The sequence below is a fragment of the Sphingobium sp. DC-2 genome, assembly GCF_000722555.1.
Classification (GTDB): domain Bacteria; phylum Pseudomonadota; class Alphaproteobacteria; order Sphingomonadales; family Sphingomonadaceae; genus Sphingobium; species Sphingobium quisquiliarum.
On record NZ_JNAC01000026.1, the window covers coordinates 92,262 to 116,320 of the forward strand.

Annotated in this window: 19 protein-coding genes; 2 read left to right on the top strand and 17 right to left on the bottom strand. The window is 64.5% G+C overall.

Translation table 11 applies throughout. From position 1 onward, the window contains the following. Window positions 1-3: 3 nt before the first annotated feature. Window positions 4-1,134, bottom strand: coding sequence for a tRNA guanosine(34) transglycosylase Tgt (gene tgt, locus ET21_RS0104215; protein WP_030538715.1), 1,131 nt, complete (start codon window positions 1,132-1,134; stop codon window positions 4-6). A gap of 104 nt (window positions 1,135-1,238) precedes the next feature. Continuing rightward, the gene (locus tag ET21_RS0104220) at window positions 1,239-1,418 is read right to left on the bottom strand and encodes a hypothetical protein (protein ID WP_021237757.1); all 180 of its coding nucleotides are present in this window, start codon (window positions 1,416-1,418) and stop codon (window positions 1,239-1,241) included. Window positions 1,419-1,657: 239 nt separating this feature from the next. Here ET21_RS0104220 and ET21_RS0104225 point away from each other — a divergent pair, with 239 nt between their 5' ends. Further along, the gene (locus ET21_RS0104225) at window positions 1,658-2,611 is read left to right on the top strand and encodes a crotonase/enoyl-CoA hydratase family protein (protein ID WP_021237756.1); all 954 of its coding nucleotides are present in this window, start codon (window positions 1,658-1,660) and stop codon (window positions 2,609-2,611) included. A gap of 22 nt (window positions 2,612-2,633) precedes the next feature. Here ET21_RS0104225 and ET21_RS0104230 read toward each other — a convergent pair whose 3' ends face one another. From ET21_RS0104230 to groES, 3 genes are all read right to left on the bottom strand, one after another. Further along, window positions 2,634-4,655, bottom strand: a complete 2,022-nt coding sequence (locus tag ET21_RS0104230; RefSeq protein ID WP_081856598.1) for a bifunctional diguanylate cyclase/phosphodiesterase — start codon at window positions 4,653-4,655, stop codon at window positions 2,634-2,636. Between the two features lie 245 nt (window positions 4,656-4,900). Further along, a complete protein-coding gene (gene groL, locus ET21_RS0104235; protein WP_021237754.1) occupies window positions 4,901-6,544 on the bottom strand; it encodes a chaperonin GroEL in 1,644 nt (547 codons plus the stop codon). 86 nt (window positions 6,545-6,630) lie between these two features. Continuing rightward, window positions 6,631-6,918: a co-chaperone GroES gene (groES, locus tag ET21_RS0104240; RefSeq protein WP_007688871.1), complete on the bottom strand. Its 288-nt coding sequence runs from the start codon at window positions 6,916-6,918 to the stop codon at window positions 6,631-6,633. Window positions 6,919-7,356: 438 nt separating this feature from the next. Here groES and yghU point away from each other — a divergent pair, with 438 nt between their 5' ends. Further along, entirely contained in the window at window positions 7,357-8,235 is an 879-nt protein-coding gene (gene yghU / locus ET21_RS0104245) for a glutathione-dependent disulfide-bond oxidoreductase (RefSeq protein WP_030538717.1), read from the top strand. Window positions 8,236-8,308: 73 nt separating this feature from the next. Here yghU and ligA read toward each other — a convergent pair whose 3' ends face one another. The 12 genes from ligA to nusA all read right to left on the bottom strand — a co-directional run bounded on the left by ligA (window position 8,309) and on the right by nusA (window position 24,058). Then, window positions 8,309-10,453 carry an NAD-dependent DNA ligase LigA gene (gene ligA, locus ET21_RS0104250; protein ID WP_030538718.1) on the bottom strand — a complete coding sequence of 715 codons (2,145 nt, stop codon included), beginning with the start codon at window positions 10,451-10,453 and terminating at the stop codon, window positions 8,309-8,311. Window positions 10,454-10,538: 85 nt separating this feature from the next. Beyond that, window positions 10,539-12,200 (bottom strand): DNA repair protein RecN, encoded by a 1,662-nt coding sequence (gene recN, locus ET21_RS0104255; protein ID WP_030538719.1) that lies wholly within the window; start codon window positions 12,198-12,200, stop codon window positions 10,539-10,541. Between the two features lie 144 nt (window positions 12,201-12,344). Beyond that, window positions 12,345-13,133 (bottom strand): outer membrane protein assembly factor BamD, encoded by a 789-nt coding sequence (locus ET21_RS0104260; protein WP_030538720.1) that lies wholly within the window; start codon window positions 13,131-13,133, stop codon window positions 12,345-12,347. Between the two features lie 68 nt (window positions 13,134-13,201). Then, window positions 13,202-14,218, bottom strand: coding sequence for a sensor histidine kinase (locus tag ET21_RS0104265; protein WP_030538721.1), 1,017 nt, complete (start codon window positions 14,216-14,218; stop codon window positions 13,202-13,204). A 141-nt stretch (window positions 14,219-14,359) separates the two neighbouring features. Then, window positions 14,360-16,714, bottom strand: coding sequence for a polyribonucleotide nucleotidyltransferase (gene pnp / locus ET21_RS0104270; protein ID WP_030538722.1), 2,355 nt, complete (start codon window positions 16,712-16,714; stop codon window positions 14,360-14,362). Between the two features lie 287 nt (window positions 16,715-17,001). Continuing rightward, on the bottom strand, window positions 17,002-17,271 hold the full coding sequence (rpsO, locus tag ET21_RS0104275) for a 30S ribosomal protein S15 (protein WP_021237747.1): 270 nt from the start codon (window positions 17,269-17,271) through the stop codon (window positions 17,002-17,004). 19 nt (window positions 17,272-17,290) lie between these two features. Continuing rightward, the gene (gene truB / locus ET21_RS0104280; protein WP_030538723.1) at window positions 17,291-18,214 is read right to left on the bottom strand and encodes a tRNA pseudouridine(55) synthase TruB; all 924 of its coding nucleotides are present in this window, start codon (window positions 18,212-18,214) and stop codon (window positions 17,291-17,293) included. A gap of 18 nt (window positions 18,215-18,232) precedes the next feature. Further along, the gene (gene rbfA, locus ET21_RS0104285; RefSeq protein ID WP_030538724.1) at window positions 18,233-18,631 is read right to left on the bottom strand and encodes a 30S ribosome-binding factor RbfA; all 399 of its coding nucleotides are present in this window, start codon (window positions 18,629-18,631) and stop codon (window positions 18,233-18,235) included. A gap of 95 nt (window positions 18,632-18,726) precedes the next feature. Then, window positions 18,727-21,324: a translation initiation factor IF-2 gene (infB, locus tag ET21_RS0104290; protein WP_030538725.1), complete on the bottom strand. Its 2,598-nt coding sequence runs from the start codon at window positions 21,322-21,324 to the stop codon at window positions 18,727-18,729. A gap of 68 nt (window positions 21,325-21,392) precedes the next feature. Beyond that, a complete protein-coding gene (locus ET21_RS0104295) occupies window positions 21,393-22,049 on the bottom strand; it encodes a DUF448 domain-containing protein (RefSeq protein WP_021238082.1) in 657 nt (218 codons plus the stop codon). 195 nt (window positions 22,050-22,244) lie between these two features. Then, a complete protein-coding gene (locus tag ET21_RS0104300; protein WP_021238083.1) occupies window positions 22,245-22,481 on the bottom strand; it encodes a tautomerase family protein in 237 nt (78 codons plus the stop codon). Between the two features lie 5 nt (window positions 22,482-22,486). Next, window positions 22,487-24,058: a transcription termination factor NusA gene (nusA, locus tag ET21_RS0104305; protein ID WP_021238084.1), complete on the bottom strand. Its 1,572-nt coding sequence runs from the start codon at window positions 24,056-24,058 to the stop codon at window positions 22,487-22,489. Window position 24,059 lies beyond the last annotated feature (1 nt).

Here is a 24,059-nt window from a genome sequence, read left to right on the forward strand (position 1 = left end):
AGGTCAGGCGCGGCGGTAGCCTTCACGGAATTCCGCTGCAAAGGCCGCGAAACGCCCCTGCGCGATGCTGTCGCGGATGGCCTGCATCAGCGCCTGGTAGAAGGAGATATTATGCTGCGTCATCAGCATGGCGCCCAGCATTTCCCCTGCCTTCACCAGATGATGCAGATAGGCGCGGCTCCAGGTGGCGCAGACCGGACAGCCACAGCGCGGATCGAGCGGCGAGAGATCCTCGGCGAAGCGGGCATTGCGGATATTGAGCGGCCCGGCCCAGGTAAAGGCCTGCCCGTTGCGCCCGCTGCGCGTCGGCAGCACGCAATCGAACATATCGATGCCGCGCTCCACCGCGCCGACGATATCGTCCGGTTTCCCGACCCCCATCAGGTAGCGCGGCTTGCCGGCGGGCAGCATGCCGGGCGCATAGTCGAGGCAGGCGAACATCGCTTCCTGTCCCTCTCCCACCGCGAGGCCGCCCACGGCATAGCCGTCAAAGCCTATCTCGATCAGCTTTTCCGCTGAAACGCGGCGCAGATCCTCGTTCAACGATCCCTGCTGAATGCCGAACAGCGCGGCCCGTTCCGTATGATCGCCGCCCTGGTCGAAGGCGTCGCGGGACCGTTTGGCCCAGCGCATGGACCGTTCCATGCTGTGCGCCGCCTCTTCATGCGTGCAGCCATTCCTGGTGCATTCGTCGAAGGCCATGACGATGTCGCTGTCCAGCAGGCGCTGGATTTCCATCGAACGTTCCGGCGTCAGCATGTGCCGCGACCCGTCGATATGGCTGGCGAAGGCGACGCCCTCCTCGCTCATCTTCGTCAGCGCCGACAGGCTCATCACCTGATAGCCGCCGCTGTCGGTCAGGATCGGCCGGTCCCATCCCATGAACCCGTGCAGGCCGCCAAGCCGCGCCACGCGCTCCGCGCCGGGGCGGAGCATGAGATGATAGGTGTTGCCAAGGATGATGTCCGCGCCCGCCGCGCGGACTTCGGTCGGCCGCATCGCCTTGACCGTGGCGGCCGTGCCGACGGGCATGAAGGCGGGCGTGCGGATGTCGCCCCGGCGCATCTGGATCGATCCGGTGCGGGCCTTGCCGTCGGTGGCGGCGATGGTGAAGGAAAAACGGTTCTGGGTCACCCGCCGCGCTCTAAAGCATCGCGCGCGAAAGTGGGAACGGCTTTTTTCGCGCGGCACGAGCGGCAAAGGCTTACCGCGAGCCGCCCCCGCCCAAGACCTGAGCGTCAGCCGTTCCGGCGGACTCCGTCGAAGGCGACGATCGCATCGATGTTGAAACCTTCGACGCGGCGATAGTTGCCGATGAAGCAGAGGCAGTCCGCAGCGAGGCTGAGGCGCCAGGACGCCCCCTCCTCATCATGTAGCAGGAGCGTCACGATCTGTCGGCCGGTGCGATGCTGTTCCATGCATCCAGCCTCTAATTAATAATGGTTAACAAAGCCCTGACGCCATATTTTTACACTTGTATGAGTTGCCACCTTGTTGCATTAATACAACGTTAACCTTGATGATCGGGCGATTTCGGCAGCTTATGCGCAACAGTTCCCGATAAAAAGGGTTAACGCGGCGGCGTTTGCAGCATGGGCGGTTGCCTCCGGTCATCAAGACTGTTTTCTTCACGACGGATCGAAATTCGGGGGCACAGATGATTGATTCCGCGCGGTTTAGCCCAGCACGCGACGAGGCTGACGATCTGTCCATGAGCGATCTGCCGCATGATGACGAAATTCATCAGATCGCCGCTACGGAACCCTCCATTCCCGGCATGCTGGGACGATCGAAACTGTTCGACCTGGGACAGATCGACGTGCGCTGGGAACCGGAACTAAGCACGCTCTGGGCGTTCATGACGCCTCTTGAACGGCCCAACTCCAATCTCGCCTTGATTCGCGATACGCGGGCATGGCTGCATGAAAGCCGCGAGTTGTTCGCCGATCAGGCTGGCATGCTGAAATTCATGGTGCTGGGATCGCGCTTTCCCGGCGTCTTCAACCTGGGCGGCGACCTGGAGATGTTCGCCGAATGCATAGAGCGCCGCGACCGCGACACTCTGCTGCGCTATGGCGTGGCCTGCTGCGAGATCGTCGATCGCATCTGGCACAGCAACGACATGAACATCATCAATATCGGGCTGGCGCAGGGCGACGCGCTGGGCGGAGGTCTGGAAGCCCTGCTCTGCTTCGACGTCATCATTGCGGAACGGCAGGCGCGCTTCGGCCTGCCTGAGGTGCTGTTCGGCCTGTTCCCCGGTATGGGCGCTTTTTCCGTCCTGTCCCGAAGGGTCGGGCCGCTGCTGGCGCGGCGGATGATAATGGAGGGCCAGGTCTACACCGCCGAAGAAATGTACGAGATGGGGATCGTCACCCAGGTGGTGGAGGAAGGCGAAGGCGAAGCGGCAACGGTCCGCTGGATCAAGGACCATATCTCCCATCATGCCGGTTATGTGGGGATCAACCGGGCCGGACGGCGGGTCAATCCGCTTACGCTCACCGAACTGACGGATATCGTGGAAGCATGGACCGACACGGCCATGTCGCTGCCGTCACGGGATTTGCGGATGATGCGGCGGCTGGCATCGGCACAGACGCGATTGCGCTGAATGGCGATGCCTGACGCCGGGTTCAGACGATCCGGCTGCGCACCGGCCTGCCCGGCCATTGATGTTCGCCCAGTTGCAACGGACCAGCGGCGATAAGGCCCGTGATTTTGTCGAGCGGGATGGGACGGCTGAACAGATAGCCTTGAACGTCCGTGAAACCCGCCTCCTGCGCGTGGTGGAGTTGATCCGCCGTTTCGATCCCTTCGGCCACCGTATCCATCGCAAGCTCACGGGCCAGGCTGCCGATCGCCCTCACGATCGCGCGGTCTTCCGCATTTGCGCTCACCCCCGCCATGAAGCTCTGATCGATTTTCAGCGTGTCGAACCGGTAGGAACGCAAATAGGCCAGGGACGAATAGCCGGTGCCGAAATCATCCAGCGCCAGACGCAGCCCGATCCTTTGCAGGTCGCGCAGAATGGCGTTGGTTTGCCCGCTATCGTCCAGGAAGATTGACTCGGTCACTTCCAGTTCCAGGCGTCGGGCCGGAAGCCCCGTCTCCAACAGCACGGCGATGATATTCGCGGGCAGTTCGGCGGACTTGAGCGAGGCGGGCGAGATGTTCACGGCGATGCGGACATCGTCCGGCCAGGAGGCCGCGGCAAGACAGGCCTGACGCAGCACCCAGGCCGTGATCGACTCGATCATCCCCATGCCTTCGGCGATGGGGATGAACTCGGACGGCGGCACTGGGCCCAATATGGGATGATCCCAGCGCAGCAACGCCTCGCAAGCGCTGATCCGTCCGCTTTCCAGATCGATGATCGGCTGGAACAGCAGCTTCAATTCGCCGCAATCCAGCGCACGCCGCAGGCCCGTTTCAATTTCGTGGAGGCGATTGAAACGTTCCTTGAACGACCAGTTGAAGCTGGTCGCGCGATTGCGGCCGCCACGCTTCGCCTCATACAAGGCCAGGTCGGCATGCTGCATCAACTCGTCCATGTCGCGGCCGTCCTGCGGCGCGACCGCGTAGCCGATGGATGCAGTGACCTGCAATTGATTGTCGCCAAGGTCGAAGGCGTGGGAGAAATAGGAGATGATTTCCTGCGCGAGGCCCGCCGCCGTCAGACGATCCATATCGGGGCAGATGATGACGAACTCGTCCCCGCCGAACCGGGCGATGCGCCCGCGATCCTGAACGACCTCGTTCAACCGCTCCGCGACATTGCGCAGCAGTTGATCGCCGATGATGTGGCCCAGCGAATCGTTGATTTCCTTGAACCGGTCGATGTCCATCCACAGGATGGTCACCGCATCGTTCCTCTTGTGATTATGTTCGAAGATTTCCCGCAGGCGCATCTGCATCGCCATCCGGTTTTCAAGCCCGGTGAGGCTGTCGAAACGGGCAAGGCGCTTGAATTTTTCGGCAAGCAGGGACTTTTCCCTTTTGCCGATCAGCGCCTGAAGCACGATCCGGTGGATGGTCGAGCTGATTTCCGCGAGGCCCAGCACCATCATGATCATGGCGACCGCGAGCACCCGGTAGCCGGTCGAACCCTGCAACCACAGGCCAAGCGCGGTGGGCAGCAGCGTCAGGCACACCTGACCGATGGCGATTTGAACCCGGCCCGCGTTGCGGCCAGAAATGCCGCCCGCATAGCCGGTCGCCATGGAGACGCTGAGCATATGCGTGACCGGATTGGGCGATCCGGTGAGCGTGACGAACGCCATGAGCCCCAGCAGCCCGGAATAGCACCAGGCCCCCAGCTCATAGGCCACTTCCCAGCTTCGCGACGCCACGGCGGTGCCGCGCACCAGTTGACGATGGAAGAAAATGGCGGAGACGACACGCAGCGTCGCCACCAGGCACAGCAGCGCCACGACGATCCGAACCGGGCCGGAAGGCGACAAGGTGCAGTTGACAAGCCCCACGGCGACGCCGGTGACTGCACCGATGGTCAGGGATGCCGGGGACGCGTAAAGCGATTCCACCAGGCTGCGGCGCACGTCTGCATCCTGGCCCGAGGGGTGGAGCCCAAGCCTCTGCAACAATGTAGTCAGAACGTGCAAATTGCGGGTCTCCGCTTCCCAACCCGCTGATCGCATCATCCCTTTATTTTTTCGTTAACGCTATTGTCCTGATCGGAACGAAACGCCTGCAAAATGTAGGTTGCGCTGCATTTTTCGGTTAACATTTGAAAGCGGCCCGGAAAGCCGCCGGCAGGCAAGGCCACGAAAAAAGCCGGCGGATCGCTCCACCGGCTTCTTCCTTTTCGCGTGAGCGAAGGACTGGTCCTCTGCCGCGATCCAGGCAGCGGGCGGAGTGTGGTCCGCCCGCTGCTGCGATCGCTTTAGAAGTCCATGCCACCCATGCCACCCATGCCGCCCGGCATCGCGGGAGCAGCGGACTTGTCTTCCGGCAGTTCGGCGATGGTGGCTTCGGTGGTGATCAGCAGACCGGCAACCGATGCCGCGTCCTGCAAGGCAGCGCGGACGACCTTGGTCGGGTCGATGACGCCAGCGGCGACCAGATTTTCATAGGTGTCGGTCGCGGCATTGAAGCCCTTGGTCTCGTCATTTTCGCGCAGCAGGTTGCCAGCGACGACCGCACCGTCAACGCCCGCGTTCGTGGCGATCTGGCGCAGCGGCGCTTCGATCGCCTTGCGGATGATGTCGATGCCACGGGTCTGGTCGTCGTTCGCGCCCTTGAGGTCCTTGAGGGCCTTGGTCGCGTACAGCAGAGCCGTGCCGCCGCCGGGAACGATGCCTTCTTCAACAGCGGCGCGCGTCGCATGCAGCGCGTCATCGACGCGATCCTTGCGCTCCTTCACCTCGACTTCGGTCGCGCCGCCGACCTTGATGACGGCAACGCCGCCAGCCAGCTTGGCGAGACGCTCCTGAAGCTTCTCACGGTCATAGTCGGACGTGGTCGTCTCGATCTGGGCGCGGATCTGCTCGGTGCGGGCCTTGATCGATTCAGCGTCACCGGCGCCATCGACGATGGTGGTGTTGTCCTTGTCGATGGTGACGCGCTTGGCGGTGCCGAGCATGCCGAGCGTGACGTTCTCAAGCTTGATGCCGAGGTCTTCGGAGATGACTTCGCCCTTGGTCAGGACGGCGATGTCTTCCAGCATGGCCTTGCGGCGGTCGCCGAAGCCGGGCGCCTTGACCGCAGCGACCTTCAGGCCGCCGCGCAGCTTGTTGACGACCAGGGTCGCCAGCGCTTCGCCTTCGATGTCTTCCGCGATGATCAGGAGCGGACGGCCCGACTGCACCACGGCTTCGAGGATCGGCAGGATCGACTGGAGGTTCGACAGCTTCTTTTCGTGGATCAGGATGTAGGGGTCAGCCAGTTCGACCTGCATCTTTTCCGGGTTGGTGATGAAGTAGGGCGACAGGTAGCCGCGGTCGAACTGCATGCCTTCCACGACGTCCAGTTCGAAGTCGAGGCCCTTGGCCTCTTCCACGGTGATGACGCCTTCCTTGCCGACCTTTTCCATCGCTTCGGCGATCTTCTGGCCGACTTCGACGTCGCCATTGGCCGAAATGATGCCGACCTGCGCGACTTCGTTCGAACCGGCAACCGGCTTGGAACGGGTCTTGATGTCTTCGACGACCTTGGTGACGGCGAGGTCGATGCCACGCTTGAGGTCCATCGGGTTCATGCCGGCGGCAACCGACTTCATGCCTTCGCGGACGATCGCCTGAGCAAGGACGGTCGCGGTGGTGGTGCCGTCACCAGCGATGTCGTTGGTCTTCGAAGCGACTTCGCGGACCATCTGGGCGCCCATATTCTCGAACTTGTCCTTCAGTTCGATTTCCTTGGCGACCGAAACGCCGTCCTTGGTGATGCGGGGCGCGCCGAAGCTCTTGTCGATGACGACGTTGCGGCCCTTGGGGCCCAGGGTCACCTTGACCGCGTCGGCCAGGATGTCGACGCCGCGCAGGATGCGCTCACGGGCGTCGCGGGAGAATTTTACGTCTTTTGCAGCCATGGGTAAAAACCTCTGCTTTTTTGACTATTGGGAAATTGCCGGTCTCCGTTCGAACTCAGGACGAACGGAGGAAAAGCTGATCACTGTCAGGCGATAACGCCCAGAATGTCGCTTTCCTTCATGATGAGCAGGTCTTCGCCGTCGACCTTCACCTCGGTGCCCGACCACTTGCCGAACAGGATGCGGTCACCAGCCTTGACGTCCAGCGGAGTCACCTTGCCATCTTCGGCCTTCGAGCCGGTGCCGACGGAGACGATTTCGCCTTCCTGCGGCTTTTCCTTGGCGGTGTCGGGGATGATGATGCCACCGGCAGTCTTCTCTTCCGCCTCTACGCGGCGGACGAGAACGCGGTCGTGCAACGGACGAAATGCCATGTTGAGTACCTTTCCCTCTTACGACGTTGATGGGATCTGGAAGGGCGGCCGGCAAAGGAAACACATCCCCTGAAAGCCTGCGCCCGTCGCTCCTTCTCCCGATGAACCTGGTTCTGTTAGCACTCCCGGTTGGGGAGTGCCAGCGCCGTTTCATATGGACGGCGGGAAATCATCGTCAAGAGGCAGGCAGAAAATTTTGTTCATCCGCCGTCCATGTCCGCCTACCCCGATTTGCCTCGCTCAGCCATGCACGGCGGGGCTTTGACTGGCCCGCCGTGCAGGAAACGAGACGTGGCGAGCGGTGCTGGCAATGCCCTGCCCCAAGCATATTTTTGCTTGTACGGCTTTTGCCCGGCCCGGCCGCTTCCTACCTTGCGGCGGAAAGCGGGGGTGCTGCCTTCGTCTTCCATCGTCATCAAGTGCCTTGGGGAAACCGGAATGACAGAGAAACAGCCTTACACACCGCCGCGCGTCTGGACCTGGGAACCGGGAAATGGAGGCGCCTTCGCCAATATCAACCGGCCCATCGCCGGTCCGACCCATGACAAGGAACTGCCGGTCGGCAAGAATCCGCTGCAACTCTATTCGCTGGGCACGCCCAATGGGCAGAAGGTGACCATCATGCTGGAGGAGCTGCTGGCGGCGGGGCATCAGGGTGCGGAATATGACGCCTGGATGATCCGCATCAACGAAGGCGACCAGTTCGGCAGCGGCTTTGTCTCGGTCAATCCCAACAGCAAGATCCCGGCCCTGATGGACCATAGCGTGTCCCCGCCGCAGCGCGTGTTCGAATCGGGATCGATCCTCCTCTACCTTGCCGAAAAGTTCGGCGCATTCCTGCCCGCCGATCCCGCCAAGCGGACGGAGGCGCTGAGCTGGCTGTTCTGGCAGATGGGCAGCGCGCCTCTGCTGGGCGGCGGGTTCGGCCATTTCTTCGCCTATGCGCCGGAAAAGTTGGAATATCCGATCAACCGCTACACCATGGAAGTGAAGCGGCAGATGGATGTGCTCGACCGGCGGCTGGCGGAGCATGAATTTGTCGCGGGCGATGAATATACGATCGCCGATATCGCCATCTGGCCCTGGTATGGCGGGGTGGCGCTGGGCCGGAGCTATGAACGGGCCGCGGAATTTCTGGATGCGGAGAGCTACAGCAATCTCCAACGGTGGGCGAAGCAGGTCGACGCCCGCCCCGCCGTTAAGCGCGGCCGCATCGTCAATCGCGCTTTCGGCCCGCCGGAGGAGCAATTGCACGAGCGCCATGACACCAGCGACTTCGAAACGAAGACGCAGGACAAGGTAGAAGACGCGGCTTAAATCCGATCTGCCGTTGCAGGTAGGAGTCCGTTCGGGCCTTGAACTGATTCCTGCCTGCGCAGAAGCGATTGATCTAGCCCGCCGCTTTCACGATCTCGGCCCAGGCGGCTTCGTCTATGACCTGGATGCCCAGGGCAGCGGCCTGTTTCAGCTTCGATCCGGCACCGGGTCCCGCGACGAGCAGGTCGGTCTTGGCGCTCACCGACCCGGCGGCCTTGGCCCCCAGCCGTTCCGCCTGCGCCTTTGCCTCGTCGCGGCTCATCGTCTCCAGCTTGCCGGTGAACACGACCGTCTTGCCCGTCACCGCGCTGGCGGTGGTTTCCACGACATAGGGCGGCGGCGACACTTCCGACAGCAGGTCTTCCCATGCTTCCCGGTTATGCGGTTCATGGAAGAAGTCGGCCAGCGCGTGGCCGACAGCGGAGCCCGCATTTTCGACGCCGATCATCTCCGCGATCGCCTTGTTCAGGCGATTGGCGCGCCTGGCCTCCTCCTCCCCTTCACCCATGGGGAAACTGTCCCGCAGTTCGATGATCTGCTCCGCCAGGGCACGGATCGCGGGGAGCGTTTCGTAGCGCTTGAGCAGGTCGCGCGCGGTCACCGCGCCGATATGGCGGATGCCCAGGCCAAAGAGCAGGCGGGCGGCGTCGGGGCTGCGCTTCGCCTCAATCGCCGCCAGCAGATTGTCGACGGACTTGTCCTTCCACCCTTCCCGGCCCAGCAACTCGGCCCTGTGCGTCTTCAGCCGGAATATGTCGGCAGGCTCCGCGATCCAGCCAAGCGCGATGAATTCCTCGATCGTCTTTTCGCCCAGTCCTTCAATGTCCAATGCCCCCCGGCTGACGAAATGGCGCAGCCGTTCGAAGCGCTGCGCCGCGCAGATGAGGCCGCCAGTGCAGCGGACATCCACCTCCCCCTCTTCGCGCACCGCTTCGGACCCGCAGACGGGGCAAGAGGCGGGAAAGACGAAGGGCGGCCGCGCTTCGCCACGGGTGAGGTTGTCCACCACCTGCGGAATGACGTCACCCGCCCGCTGCACGACGATGCGATCGCCCGGACGGACGCCCAGGCGCGCAATCTCATCGGCATTGTGCAGCGTGACGTTGGACACGACGACGCCGCCGACCGTCACCGGGGTCAGCCGCCCGACCGGGGTCAGCTTGCCCGTCCGCCCGACCTGGATGTCGATCGCCTCCAGCGTGGTTTGCGCGCGCTCCGCCGGGAATTTATGCGCGATCGCCCAGCGGGGAGCCTTGGCGACGAAACCCAGACGCTGCTGCCAATCGAGCCGGTCCACCTTGTAGACCACGCCATCGATGTCGAAGGGCAGGTCCGCCCGCGCCGCTTCGATATCGCGATAATGGGCGATGAGCGCATCCAGCGTATCGACGCAGGCCAACCGGTCCGACACGGGCAGGCCCCAACTGGCGATCGCCTGCATGACGCCAAGCTGCGTTTCGGCGGGGAAGGCGCTGACCTCGCCCCAGCCATGCGCCAGAAATCGCAGCGGGCGGCTGGCGGTGACGCCGGGGTCCTTTTGCCGCAGAGATCCGGCGGCGGCATTGCGTGGATTGGCGAACTGGCGCGCCTTGGCCGGGTCCTCCGCTTCGGCCAGCAGCCTTTCGTTGAGGGCGGCGAAATCGTCCTTCGCCATGTAGACCTCGCCCCGCACCTCGAACAGGCCGGGGACGTCAGCGCCGGTGAGCGTCTGGGGAATGTCGCCGATGGTGCGGACGTTGGCGGTTACATCCTCGCCGGTCGTCCCGTCGCCGCGCGTCGCCGCCAGCCGCAGCTCCCCCTCCTCATAGCGCAGCGAGCAGGACAGGCCATCAATCTTGGGCTCCGCCGTCAGCGCGACCGGCGCGTCGTCCGGCAAGGCAAGGAAGCGCCGGACGCGGGCAATGAATTCAGCGATGTCCTCGTCGGAAAAGCCGTTGTCCAGGCTCATCATGCGGACGGCATGCTGGACCTTTTTCAGGCCCGATGTCGGGGCCGCGCCGACCTGCGCATTGGGCGAATCCGCGCGGACAAGCTGCGGGAAGGCTGCCTCCAGCGCGTTATTCTCGCGCATCAGGGCGTCATATTCGGCGTCCGTGATCTCCGGCTGGTCCTGGTCATGGTAGAGCCGGTTATGCCGCGCGATCTCCCTGGCGAGGCGCATGAGGCGGTTGGCGGCTTCGGCTTCTGTCAGCTGGGCGGGGGTGACTGAGTCATTCATATCTGCTCCATCCCCGTTCGGTTCGAGCTTGTCGAGAACTGTTGCGCTGCCTGCTTCTCGACAAGCTCGAACCGAACGGAACGTGTCAAACCTCCAGCAGCCGCTCCGCCTGCGCGCGCGCTTCCACGGTGATCTCGGCGCCCGACAGCATGCGCGCGATTTCCTCGCGCCGTTCGCCATCGGTGAGGGCATGGACGCCGGTGCGGGTAACAGTGCCGTCGCTGGACTTTGCGATCAGCATATGGCCCGCTCCCCGCGCGGCGACCTGCGGGCTGTGGGTGACGACCAGTATCTGGTTGGTCCGCGCCAGCCGCGCCAGCCGCTCCCCGATCGCCGAAGCCACCGCGCCGCCCACGCCCCGGTCGATCTCATCGAAGATCAGCGTGTCCGCCCCGCCCTGCTCCGCCAAAGCGACCTTGAGCGCCAGGATGAAGCGCGACAATTCGCCGCCGCTGGCGATCTTCACCAAGGGGGCGAAGGGCGCGCCGGGATTGGTGGAAATCTCGAACTCCACCCGATCCATGCCATGGGCGCTCCACTGCCCTTCCTCCAGCGGCGCGACCACGGTGCGGAAGCGCGCGGCGTCCAGCTTGAGCGGCGCGAGTTCGCCCGCAACCGCCGCGTCCAGCCGGGCCGCCGCATCCTTGCGCGCGGCGGACAAAGCCTGCGCCGCCCGCGCATAATCCTCTGCCCGCGCCGCGACTTCTGCCTCCAGCGCGGCGAGATGCTCCTCCCCGCCCTCGATCGCGGCCAGCTTCGCCGCCATGTCGTCGCGCAGGGCGGCCAGATCGTCAGGCTGCACCTGATGCTTGCGCGCAAGGCCGCGCAGGTCGAACAGCCGGGTTTCGATGGCGTCCAGCCGCGCCGGATCGAAGCTCAACGCCTCGGCCGCGCCCGCCAGCCGGTCCTCCGCCTCCCCCGCCTCGATCACCGCGCGGTCGAGCGCCGCCAGCACATCGGCGAGCGGTTCATATTCGGACACGATCCGGTCCAGCCGCCGCGCCGCCTGCCGCAACTGGGCAAGGCCGCCGTCCGATCCGGTCAGGCAGTCTGTGACGGCGGACAGGTCATCGGCTAGGCGCGCGCCCTTCTGCATCGTCGCGCGTTCCTCCGCCAACGCCGCTTCCTCCCCCGGCTCCGGCGCGAAGCGGGACAGTTCCTCCACCGCATGGGTCAGATAGTCGCGGTCGCGCGCGGCGATCTCCACCGCTTCGCGGCTTTCCGCCAGCTTGTCCGCCGCAGCCCGCCATGCGGCATGGGCGCTGGCCACCGCCCCCGTATCGCAGCGGCCATAGCTGTCGAGCAGGCTGCGGTGGCCGCGCGGGTTGAGCAGGCCGCGATCGTCATGCTGCCCATGGATTTCAACCAGCGCCCCGCCCAGTTCCCGCAGCAACGCGGCGGAGCAGGCCTGATCGTTCACAAAGGCGCGGCTGCCCCCGTCCGCCTTCAATGTCCGGCGGATGATCAGCGGTTCGCCCGGTTCGATGTCGATGCCATTGTCCGCCAGCAGCCGGGCGGCGCGGTGATCAGGGGCCGGAGACTCGAAGGTCGCGGATACGCTTGCCTGCGCCTCTCCGCTGCGCACCAGCCCGCTGTCGGCGCGCGCGCCAAGCGCCAGGCCCAGCGAATCAAGCAGGATCGACTTGCCCGCGCCCGTTTCCCCCGTCAGCACGCCAAGGCCTGCGCCGAATTCCAGGTCCAGCGCCTCGATCAGGACGACATTGCGGATGGAGAGGGTGGTCAGCACCTGACAATCTCCCCCCTCCCTTTCTAGGGAGGGGCCGGGGGTGGGTGTGCCGTCCCAAGCGGCACCTGTATCCGAGAGGCCGGACGCTCGCTGCGCTCGCACCCACCCCGGCCCCTTCCCCTGAATGGGAGGGGCTATATTCCGTTACGCCTTTCCGCCATGTTCCCGCATGAGCTTGAAGGAACGCTCATACCATTTGGAACCGGGATAGTTCCGGCCCAGCACGGCGGCCGCCTTCTGCGCCTCTTCCCGGATGCCGAGCGAGAGGTAGCTTTCGACCAGGCGCTCCAGCGCTTCGGGCGTGTGGGTGGTCGTCTGATATTTGTCGATGACCGTGCGGAAACGCAGTGTCGCCGCCAGCCACTGGCCGCGCCGCTGATAGAAGCGGCCGACTTCCATTTCCTTGCCCGCCAGGTGATCGTTCACCAGGTCCAGCTTCAACCGCGCATCGGCGGCGTATCGCGTGTCGGGATAGCGGCGGATGAGTTCGCCCAGCGCGTCCAGCGACTGCTGCGTGATCTTCTGGTCGCGGGTGACATCGGCGATCTGCTCATAATAGCAAAGCGCGATGAGATAATAAGCGTAGGGCGCGTCCTTGTTGCCGGTATGGATCGACAGGAAACGCTGCGCCGCGCCGATCGCCTCGTTATAGTCCCGGTTCATATAATAGCTGAACGCGGACATGAGCTGCGCGCGGCGGGCCCAGGGGGAATAGGGATGCTGGCGTTCCACCTCGTCGAACAGGGCGGCGGCGAGCTTGTACTGGCCCCGATCCAGCCGGTATTTGCCCGCATTGTAGAGGGTGGACACGTCCCGCGCGACATATTGGGTGTCGGCCTTGTTCTTGGACGTCGCACAGCCCGAAAGCGCGAGGGCGGCGAGCAGGACCGGAGCGGTGGCCGCGCCGATGCGCGTCATTGTTTTCGTCAGCATGGCCGGGTCATAGCGGAGCGAATGGCGCTCGCCAAGCGGCAGAATGGGCAGGCAGGCCCATGCGGCGTTCAGTGCGCTCCCGCAGGCAGGTCGAGCCGGGCGATCACGCCGCCTTCGGGCCGGTGATCGAGCGCGAAACGGCCCTTGAGCTGGGCGGCCAGCGCCGTCGCGATCTTGAGCCCGATCGAGGGGCCATGGCCAAGTTCGAAGCCGGGCGCCAGCCCTGCCCCGTCATCGGCGATCTTCAACGACAATGCGCCGCTGCTGTCTTCCAGCGTCACGGCGATGGAGCCGCCCCGGTCCGGCAGGCCATGTTCGATCGCATTACTGACCGCTTCGGCCACGATGATGGCGAGCGGCACGGCGACGCGGGATTGCAGCGTCAGGCCCGGCGGCGCTTCCACGCTGACGCTGATATCCTCGCGCCCGCTGGCGGTCACGACATCCTGCGTCAGGCGCGTGAGGAAGCCCTGAATATCCTGCCCTTCATCGGCCGGATCGTACAGGGTGCGGCTGATCCGCCCGATCAGGGCGAGGCGGCCGGCCGCGTCGTCCAGCGCGGCCCGCGCCTGCTCATGGTCCACATGGTTCTTCCGCAGCGCCAGCATCGCGGCCACCACCTGCAAATTGTTGGACACGCGATGCTGCAATTCGTGGAACAGCAGCTCGCGGTTTTCGGCGAGCGCGCGGCTGCGCTCCCGCTCCAGCGCCAGATTGACATTCGCCCGTTGCAGGAAATGGATCAGCGCAATGTCGACGGCGGCGACAAATCCATAGAAGCATAGCGCGAGCGCCACGCCGGGATTCATCGTGAAGGCCATGCGCGGCGGGATGAAGGCGTACCAGGAAACAAGGCCGCACAAGATCGCCGCGAACGTGCCGGGCCGCACGCCGAACAGAAAAGCCGTCAGGATGATCACCGGAAAGAAGGCGACGAAGGGATAGCCGATCGGCAGGAAACTCTCCGCCAGCAGGCGAAGGCCGAAGGCAACGCCGCAAAGCAGCGCGCTGATCAGATAGGCATAAGCGGGATGAGGAAGAACGAGCGGCAGGCGCTCGACGAACCGTTCATTGGTGCGCTGCATCAACTTCCCCCCGGTAACGGGCGGCACAATATCAGAAGAATCCGCAGCGCCAATTGATGGATATCAGGCACATGGCGTCAATGACAAAAAAAGGGGCGCCCCGAAGGACACCCCTTTCCTATTCATCAGAAGCAGGAACAATCAGTCCTGCGTCAGGAAGTCCGGCAGACCGGCGTTGGAGCCGTCATCGTCTCCGCCGCCATTGCCGCCACGGCCTTCGCCACGCGGGCCCCGATCACCACCGCGGTCACGGCGCGGGCCGCGATCGCCGCCACGGTCACCACCGCGACCGCCACGATCACCGCCGTCGCGGCGCGGGCCACGGCCACGATCGCCACGGTCGCCGCGATCACCACGGGGCTCGCGAGGTTCGCGCGGAGGACGGGTGTCTTCCAGTTCCTCGCCGGTTTCCTGATCGACGACGCGCATCGACAGGCGAACCTTGCCGCGCGGATCGATCTCCAGGACCTTGACCTTCACTTCCTGGCCTTCCGACACGACGTCGGTCGGCTTTTCGACGCGCTCATTCTTCATTTCGGACACGTGGACGAGACCGTCCTTGCCGCCCATGAAGTTCACGAAAGCGCCGAAGTCGACGATGTTGACGACCTTGCCGTTGTAGATCTTGCCGACTTCCGCTTCCTCGACGATGCCGAGGATCCACTTCTTTGCGGCTTCGATCTGGTCGATGTCGGACGAGCTGATCTTGATGATGCCTTCGTCGTCGATATCGACCTTCGCGCCGGTTTCCGCGACGATTTCGCGGATGACCTTGCCGCCGGTGCCGATGACGTCGCGGATCTTCGACTTGTCGATCTGGATCGTCTCGATGCGCGGGGCATGCGCCGACAGCTCGGTCCGGGTCGAGGACAGGGCCTTGTTCATCTCAGCCAGGATGTGGGCGCGGCCTTCCTTCGCCTGACGCAGCGCGACTTCGAAGATTTCCTGCGTGATGCCGGCAACCTTGATGTCCATCTGCATGGTGGTGATGCCCTGTTCGGTGCCCGCCACCTTGAAGTCCATGTCGCCCAGATGATCTTCGTCGCCCAGGATGTCGCTGAGAACCGCGAAATCCTTGCCGTCGAGGATCAGGCCCATGGCGATGCCCGACACCGGACGCTTGAGCGGAACGCCCGCGTCCATCATCGACAGCGAACCGCCGCAGACCGTCGCCATCGAGGACGAGCCGTTGGACTCGGTGATGTCGGACAGGACGCGGATGGTGTAGGGGAATTCTTCCTTGCTGGGCAGCACGGGGTGCAGGGCGCGCCATGCCAGCTTGCCATGGCCGACCTCGCGGCGGCCCGGCGCGCCGAAGCGGCCGACTTCACCGACCGAATAGGGCGGGAAGTTATAGTGCAGCATGAAGCTTTCATAATGAACGCCGGTCAGGCCGTCGATCATCTGCTCGGCGTCCTTGGTGCCGAGCGTGGTGGTGCAGATCGCCTGCGTTTCGCCGCGGGTGAACAGCGCCGAACCGTGGGTGCGCGGCAGGAAGCCGACCATCGCTTCGATCGGGCGGATCTGCGTGGTGGTGCGGCCGTCGATGCGCTTGCCATCCTTGATGATGGCGGTGCGGACGATTTCCGATTCCAGCTTCTTGGTCAGCTTGATGCCGGCCATGACGGCCTGCGCGTCCAGACCCTCTTCCGCGAAGAAAGCCTTCGCCTTGTCGCGGGCGGCGTTGATCGCATCCGAACGGGCCGACTTGCTGGTCAGCTTGTAGGCGGCCGCGATGTCCTTGCCGATCAGCTTCTTGAGCTTCTTCTTGAGGTCATCCAGGTCGTCGCCCTTTGCGACTTCCCACGGCTCCTTCGCAGCCTTTTCAGCCAGCTCGATGATCGCGCCGACGACCTTCTTGCTCGCTTCATGAGCGAACAGGACGGCGCCGAGCATGACGTCTTCCGAAAGCTCCTTGGCTTCGGATTCGACCATCATCACCGCGTCCTGGGTGGCGGCGACGACCAGGTCGAGTTCGCCGGTCTTCACCTCGTCCATCGACGGGTTCAGCTGATATTCGCCATCCTTGTAGCCGACGCGGGCAGCGCCGATCGGGCCGAGGAAGGGCACGCCCGACAGGGTCAGCGCGGCCGAAGCGGCGATCATCGCCACGATATCGGGCTCGCTCTCGCCATCGAAGCTCAGAACCTGAGCGATGACGTTGATTTCGTTGTAGAAACCTTCGGGAAACAGCGGGCGGACCGGGCGGTCGATCAGGCGGCTGGTCAGCGTTTCCTTTTCGGTCGCGCCACGCTCACGCTTGAAGAAGCCGCCGGGGATGCGGCCGGCCGCGGAATATTTTTCCTGATAGTGGACGGTCAGCGGGAAGAAGTCCTGCCCTTCCTTCACCGACTTGGCGGCGGTCACGGCGCACAGCACCACGGTTTCGCCATAGGTCGCCAGCACGGCGGCGTCAGCCTGACGCGCAATGCGGCCGGTTTCGAGCGTGAGGGTCTTTCCGCCCAGCTCGATTGATACCTTCTTTACATCGAACATAATGTTTTCCTTCGCCCGCCGGGCCCTATTGCCGGGCGGGGCCTTTGATGGGCCTGATGGCCCAAGATGGAGAGCTTTACCTCTCCTCCGTTCGCCCTGAGCGAAGTCGAAGGGTCCAGCTGAGCGTAGCGAAGGCACTTCGCCTTCGCTCAGTGGAGGGCTTCGACAAGCTCAGCCCGAACGGTTGGGGGAGGTTCCCCCGTCATGGCGCCGTGCCGGATTGCCCGGAGCCATGTTGTCAGAATCGGAAACGGCCCCGATCGGGGGCCGCTCCTTCTTTAGCAGACTTACTTACGCAAGCCCAGCTTTGCGATGAGGTCGTTATAACGGCCCGCATCCTTTTTCTTGAGGTAATCCAGCAGCGAACGGCGCTTGTTGACCAGCATCAGCAGGCCGCGACGGCTGTGGTTATCCTTGTGATGACCCTTGAAATGCTCGGTCAGGTTGGAAATGCGTTCCGAAAGGATCGCGACCTGGACTTCCGGCGAACCGGTATCGCCTTCCGCGCGGGCATGTTCCTTGATCAGCGCTTCCTTGCGCTCAGCAGTAATCGACATCGGCTTCCTTTCATAACATCTAGAGATTGAAGCCGCGCACCACCCGGATTTCCGGGCCACTGGCTTCGACCAGCGCGACGGGCACATCGCCCTCCATCGCCAGCATCAGGCCGGTATGCGGTTTCCCCACGAGCACCTTCCCCTGCCGGAGAGCCAATGCGTCATCGGGAGAGACTGCGAGAGCCGGGATGTCGTCCAGCCCTGCGGTCAACGGCAGCATCAGACCGCCGAAGCCGCCGCCCCTAGCAGCTTCGTCCAATTTGTCCAGCGAAATCGCGGATTCCAGGGTGAACGGGCCTGCCTTGATGCGCCGGAGCATGGTGACATGGCCGACGGTGCCAAGGGCAATGGCGATGTCGCGCGCGAGGGAGCGGATATAGGTGCCCTTGGAGACATGGGCGGTGAGGGTGACGCTTCCCACTTCCTCCGCGTCTCCGCGTCTCCGCGTGAACTGATTTTCCTCGCGCGGAGACGCGGAGACGCGGAGGGAATATATGGTGACCTGGCGCGTCTTCATTTCCACGTCCTGCCCCGCGCGCGCGAGGTCGTAGGCGCGCTGGCCGTCGATCAGGATGGCGGAATAAGCAGGCGGCGCCTGCTCGATCGGGCCGGTGAAGCTGGGCAGCACCGCCTCGACTTCGGCAAGTGTGGGCCGGGCATCGCTGCTGGCGATCACCTTCCCTTCCAGGTCGAGCGTGTCGGTCTGCGCCCCGAACGCTATGGTGAAGTCATAAATCTTGTCGCTGTCGAGCATCCGCCCGGCAAGCTTGGTCGCCTCACCCACCGCAACCGGCAGCACGCCCGTCGCCAGCGGATCGAGCGTTCCGCCATGGCCGACCTTCAACTTGCCCGCCCCGCTCTGCCTCAGCGCGCGCTTGACGGCGCTCACCGCCTGCGTGGAGCCGAGCCCATGCGGTTTGTCGAGGATGATCCAGCCGTGCATGCAAATCGACGCGGCGCGTCAGTCCTCGCCGCCCGGCTGCTCAAGATCGCGCGCCACCTTGGGGTCGCGCAGCAACTTGTCGATATGGCTGCCCTCATCGAAGCTCTCATCGGCGAGGAATTTGAGCTTCGCCGCATATTTGAGGCGTACGCGATGGGCGACCTCACGCTGGAGATAAGCGGTGTTGGTGCGCAGCGCCTTCAACACCGCGTCTTCATCCTGCCCCAGCAGCGATTTCACGAACACGGTCGCGTGGCGCAGGTCCGGGGACATGCGTACTTCGGTTACGCTGACGACATGCCTGGCGAGAACATCGTCATGCACGTCGCCGCGCTGGAGGATGCCGGACAGGACATGGCGCACCTGCTCGCCCACGCGAAGGAGGCGGACGGAGGGGCCTTCGGGTTGATTGGACATAAATCCTCCCCTCCCGTGAACGGGAGGGGCCGGGGGTGGGCTCTTCCCATCGGCCGTTGCAATTCAGGAGAGGGCGAGGCCGAGGGGAGCACGGATCACAGCGTCCGGGCGCGTTCTTCGACCTCGAACAGTTCCAGCGTATCGCCAGCCTTGATGTCGTTCGTGTCCTGCAACACCGCACCGCACTCCATGCCCGCCCGGACTTCGGACACATCGTCCTTGAAGCGGCGGAGCGAGGCGATGTGGGTGCGCGACACGATGACATCGTCGCGGGTGAGGCGCGCGGCCAGCCCCTTGCGGATGATGCCGTCGAGGACGAGCAGACCAGCGGCCTTGTCCTTCTTGCCCGCGGGGAAGACCTGCAACACCTCGGCGCGGCCGACGATGGTTTCGATGCGCTCTGGAGCCAGCTGGCCCGCCATTTCGCCGCGAACTTCCTCAAGCAGGTCGTAGATCACGTCATAATAGCGCAGCGAGATCTTCTCGCGCTCCGCCAGCTGACGCGCCTTGGCGTTGGGACGGACGTTGAAGCCGATCAGCGGCGCGCGGCTGGCGGCGGCCAGCGTGACGTCGCTTTCCGTGATCGCGCCGACACCCGAATGCAGGATGCGCACCTTGATCTCGTCGGTCGAGATGCGGTTGAGCGACGACACGATCGCTTCGACCGAACCCTGCACATCGCCCTTCACCACCACCGGATATTCGATGACCTTGGTGTTGAGCGCCGAGAACATATGTTCGAAGCTGGTCGGAGCCGCCGTGGTCCGCTTCTTCGTCGCCTGTTCCTGACGGTAGGCGGCGACTTCGCGGGCGCGCGCTTCATTCTCGACCACGGTCAGCTGATCACCGGCGAGCGGAACGCCCGACAGACCCAGCACTTCGACCGGAGTGGACGGCCCTGCGACCTTCACATTCTGGCCCTTGTCGTTGATGAGAGCGCGGACCTTGCCGCTTTCCGCACCGATGACGAAGGTGTCGCCGACCTTGAGTGTGCCCTTGCGGACCAGCACGGTCGCAACCGCGCCACGGCCCTTGTCCAACTGCGCCTCGACCACATTGCCTTCGGCCGGGCGGTCGGGGTTAGCGGTCAGCTCCATCAGTTCGGCCTGGAGCAGGATCTTCTCGATCAGCGTGTCGAGGCCGGTGCCCTTGAGCGCCGAAACTTCGACGTCCTGCGTTTCGCCGCCCATGTCCTCGACGATCACCTCATGCTCCAGCAGGCGCTCGCGCACGCGCTGGGGATTGGCTTCGGGCTTGTCGATCTTGTTGATCGCGACGATCATCGGCACGCCAGCGGCCTTGGTATGGTTGATCGCCTCGATCGTCTGCGGCATCAGCCCGTCATCGGCCGCCACCACCAGGATGACGATGTCCGTGACGTTCGCGCCACGCGCGCGCATTTCCGAAAAGGCTTCGTGGCCCGGCGTGTCGAGGAAGGTGATGGTGTCACCGCCCTTGGTCTTGATCTGATAGGCGCCGATATGCTGGGTGATGCCGCCGCTTTCGCCCGACACCACATTGGTGCCGCGCAAAGCGTCGAGCAGCGACGTCTTGCCGTGATCGACATGGCCCATGATCGTGACGACAGGCGGACGCGGCTTCAACGTTTCGGGCGCGTCAACCTCGCCTTCCATGCCGATTTCGACGTCAGCGTCGGACACGCGCTGGATACGGTGGCCGAATTCCTCGACCAGCAGCTCCGCCGTATCCTGATCGATCGGCTGGTTGAGCGTGACGGCGGTGCCCATCTTGAACAGGGCCTTCACCAGATCCGCGCCCTTTTCGGCCATGCGGTTGGCGAGTTCCTGAACGGTGATGCTTTCCGGCACGACAACGTCGCGGACCTGCTTTTCACGCTGCTGCGCGCCGCCCGAATAATGAGCGCGGCGCTCCTTCTCCCGGGCGCGCTTGAGCGCGGCGAGGCTGCGGGCGCGGGCGCTGTCATCATCCGCGAGGGCACGGGTGACGGTCAGCTTGCCCGACTGGCGGCGATTGTCGTCGGCACGCTTGGTCCGGTCCGGCTTGGCCGGTTCGGGACGCTTGATCGGAGTGACCGGCGTGAAGCGGCGCGGCGGTGGCGTGGTGGCGGCAGGCGAGGCGGCGGCGGGGCGCTGTTCGGGCGCTTGCGCGGCGGGCTGTTCCTCCGCGGGAGCGGGAGCAGGCGCAGGCTCGACGGCCGGAGCCGCGGCAGGAGCCCTGGCCTCTTCCTCCGCACGGCGCGCGGCTTCTGCCTCGGCAGCTTCGGCGGCCAGACGGTTTTCCTCGGCGCGGCGCTTCTCTTCTTCGGTCGCGGCAAGGCGCTGCGCATCTTCGCGGCGGCGCGCTTCTTCCAGCGCGTTCATCCGCGCTTCCTCAGCCTCGCGCAGCAGCTTGGCCTGCAATTCCTGACGCGACATCAGGCTCTGCGGCGGAGCGGGCCTTGCGGGGGCGGCAGGCTGCGGCGCGCGCGCCTGGGGCTGCTGCGGCGCGGGCGCTGCGGCGGCGGGCGCCGGGGTCGGATCAGCCTGCGGCGCAGAAGCGGGCGCACCGGCTTCGCCCGGCTTGCCCAGGATGCGGCGCCGCTTCACCTCAACCACGACCGTATTCTTGCGGCCATGGCTGAACTGCTGCTGCACCTGGCCGGATTCGACGGTCCGCTTGATGCCCAGCGGCTTGCGGCCCAGAACCGGCTTGTCTTCCTTGCTGTCACTCATACGACTGAACTATACCCTTCACTTCAACCCGGCTGGTAAGGCCCGCCGGCGCCTTCATTCCATGCAGCCTAGACGCCCTGCGCACCGGCGGAGTCCTGCTCCCCATGCGCGGGCGCCTCGGTAGCGCAACCCAGATAGCTTTCCAAGCGGCCGATGGCCGTACGCAGACGCGACGCGGCACGCGAGTCGGTCACTGCGATATGGACGACATTGTCCCGCCCCATTGCCATAGATAGGGCGTGTCGGTCCACAGGCAAGACGATGCCTGCCAAATCCGTGCCTTCCGCCTCCTGCCCGACGCGCAGGGCCTGGTCCAGCTTGCGATTGCCGTCCGCCGCCGCATCGCTGGCGTGGAGCAGCAGTTCGACCTTGCCCTGACGGCAGGCCACGTCGATCTTTTCAGAGCCGGTGAGGACCATGGACGCCCGCGCCTCCAGCCCCAGCCGGTCGAGCAGCGCCTTGCGCAGCCCCTCCTCTATGAGGTCCGGCAGCGCATCGGGAATGTGCAGATCGCCGGTCTTGAAAGCGCGGGACAGCGCGCCCTTGAGCTTGCCCCTGGTTAGCGCCTGCTCCAGCTCGGCGCGCGGCACACCGATCCATGCGCCACGGCCGGGCGCCTTTGCGCGGATATCGGGCAGCACCTCACCAGCCGGTCCGATGGCCAGCCGCACGAGCCCTTCGGGATCAGCGCGATCGCCGGAGAGGATGCACTTGCGTTCGGTCACAGGATCAGCCCCTCCCTTTCAAGGGAGGGCCGCCCAGAGGCACGTGACTCTGGATGAGGGTGGGTCGCGCAAAGCGCATCCGCCCTCACCCTTTCCTGGTAGCTGGCGATTGCCACCCAATCGCACCCACCCCCGGCCCTTCCCCTGAAATGGAAAGGCGCGGATAGAGCAGCGCTATATGCCGGTCTTAGCCTCTCATTGGGGAGTAACCGCAGCATTGGCGTCCTCCCCAGGCTTGGGCGCGGGCGGACGATCGGCAATCAATATGCCGTTCGTCCCGTAATTTTCCGTCGAAATCTCCGAAATCACCACCTGCACGGCGGCAGCGGGCTTGCCCAGCCGCTCTACCATCGACCTGGTGATGTCGGCGACGATGGCCGATTTCTGTTCGCGGGTGGCGCTTCCGGCCAGACGGATATCGATGAACGGCATGAGCCTTACGCCTCCTCGCCTTCGAACCAATGCGCGCGGGCGGCCATGATGATCTCATTGCCCTGTTCTTCGGTCAGGCCATATTCGGCAAGGATGCCGCCCTTGTCCTCACTGCCCTCATTACGGCGGCGGCGCTGATCGACGCGCTTCTTCGCGATCAGTTCATCGGTCGCAAGGTCGGCGAGATCGTCAAGCGTCTTCACGCCCGCCTTGCCCAGCGTCACCAGCATGGCTTCGGTGAGGTGCGGCATGTCGGCCAACGCATCCTCGACGCCCAGCGCGCGGCGTTCGTCGCGGGCAGCGGCTTCGCGGCGCTCCAGCGCTTCCTGCGCGCGGCTCTGCAACTCGGCGGCCAGTTCCTCGTCGAACCCTTCGATCGAGGCCAGCTCGTCCACCTCGACATAGGCGACTTCTTCCAGCTCGCCAAAGCCTTCCGCCACCAGCAGCTGCGACAGCGTTTCGTCCACGTCCAGTTCGTTCTGGAACATTTCGGAGCGGGCAACGAATTCCTTCTGGCGCTTTTCGGAGGCATCAGCCTCGGTCATGATGTCGATGGCCTTGCCGGTCAGCTGGCTGGCGAGGCGGACATTCTGACCACGGCGGCCGATGGCGAGCGAGAGCTGATCGTCGGGAACGACGACTTCGATACGCTCCTCCTCCTCGTCGATGACGACGCGGGCGACCTGCGCGGGCTGGAGCGCGTTGACGACAAAGGTCGCCGTGTCTTCCGACCAGGGGATGATGTCGATCTTTTCCCCCTGCATTTCCTGCACGACCGCCTGCACGCGGCTGCCCTTCATGCCGACGCAGGCGCCGACCGGATCGATGCTGCCGTCGCGGCTGATCACGCCGATCTTGGCGCGCGAGCCCGGATCACGGGCGGCGGCCTTGATCTCGATCACGCCGTCATAGATTTCGGGCACTTCCTGCGCGAACAGCTTCTTCATGAATTCGGGATGCGCGCGGGACAGGAAAATCTGCGGCCCGCGATTTTCGCGGCGCACGTTCAGGATCACCGACCGGATGCGGTCGCCGACGCGGACGACCTCGCGCGGGATCTGCTGGTCGCGGCGGATGACGCCCTCGGCCCGGCCCAGGTTCACGACGACATGGCCGAACTCGACGGACTTGACGACGCCGGTGATGATCTCACCCACGCGGTCCTTGAATTCCTCATATTGACGCTCGCGCTCGGCGTCGCGGACCTTCTGGAAGATCACCTGCTTGGCCGACTGGGCATCGATGCGGCCAAGGTCGATCGGGGGCAGCGGATCGACGATGAAGTCGCCGATGACGGCATCCTTCTTCAGCTTCTGCGCCTGCTTGAGGTCTACCTGCTTGAAATAATCGTCCACGGCCTCGACCACTTCGACGACGCGCCACAGGCGCAGGTCGCCGCTATCGGGGTCCAGCTTCGCGCGGATGTCGTTTTCCGCACCATAGCGCGCGCGGGCGGCGCGCTGGATCGCGTCTTCCATCGCCTCGATGACGATCGCCTTGTCGATCATCTTCTCGCTGGCGACGCTGTTCGCGATGGCGAGCAGCTCGGCCTTGTTGGCGGAAATGGCGTTGGCCATG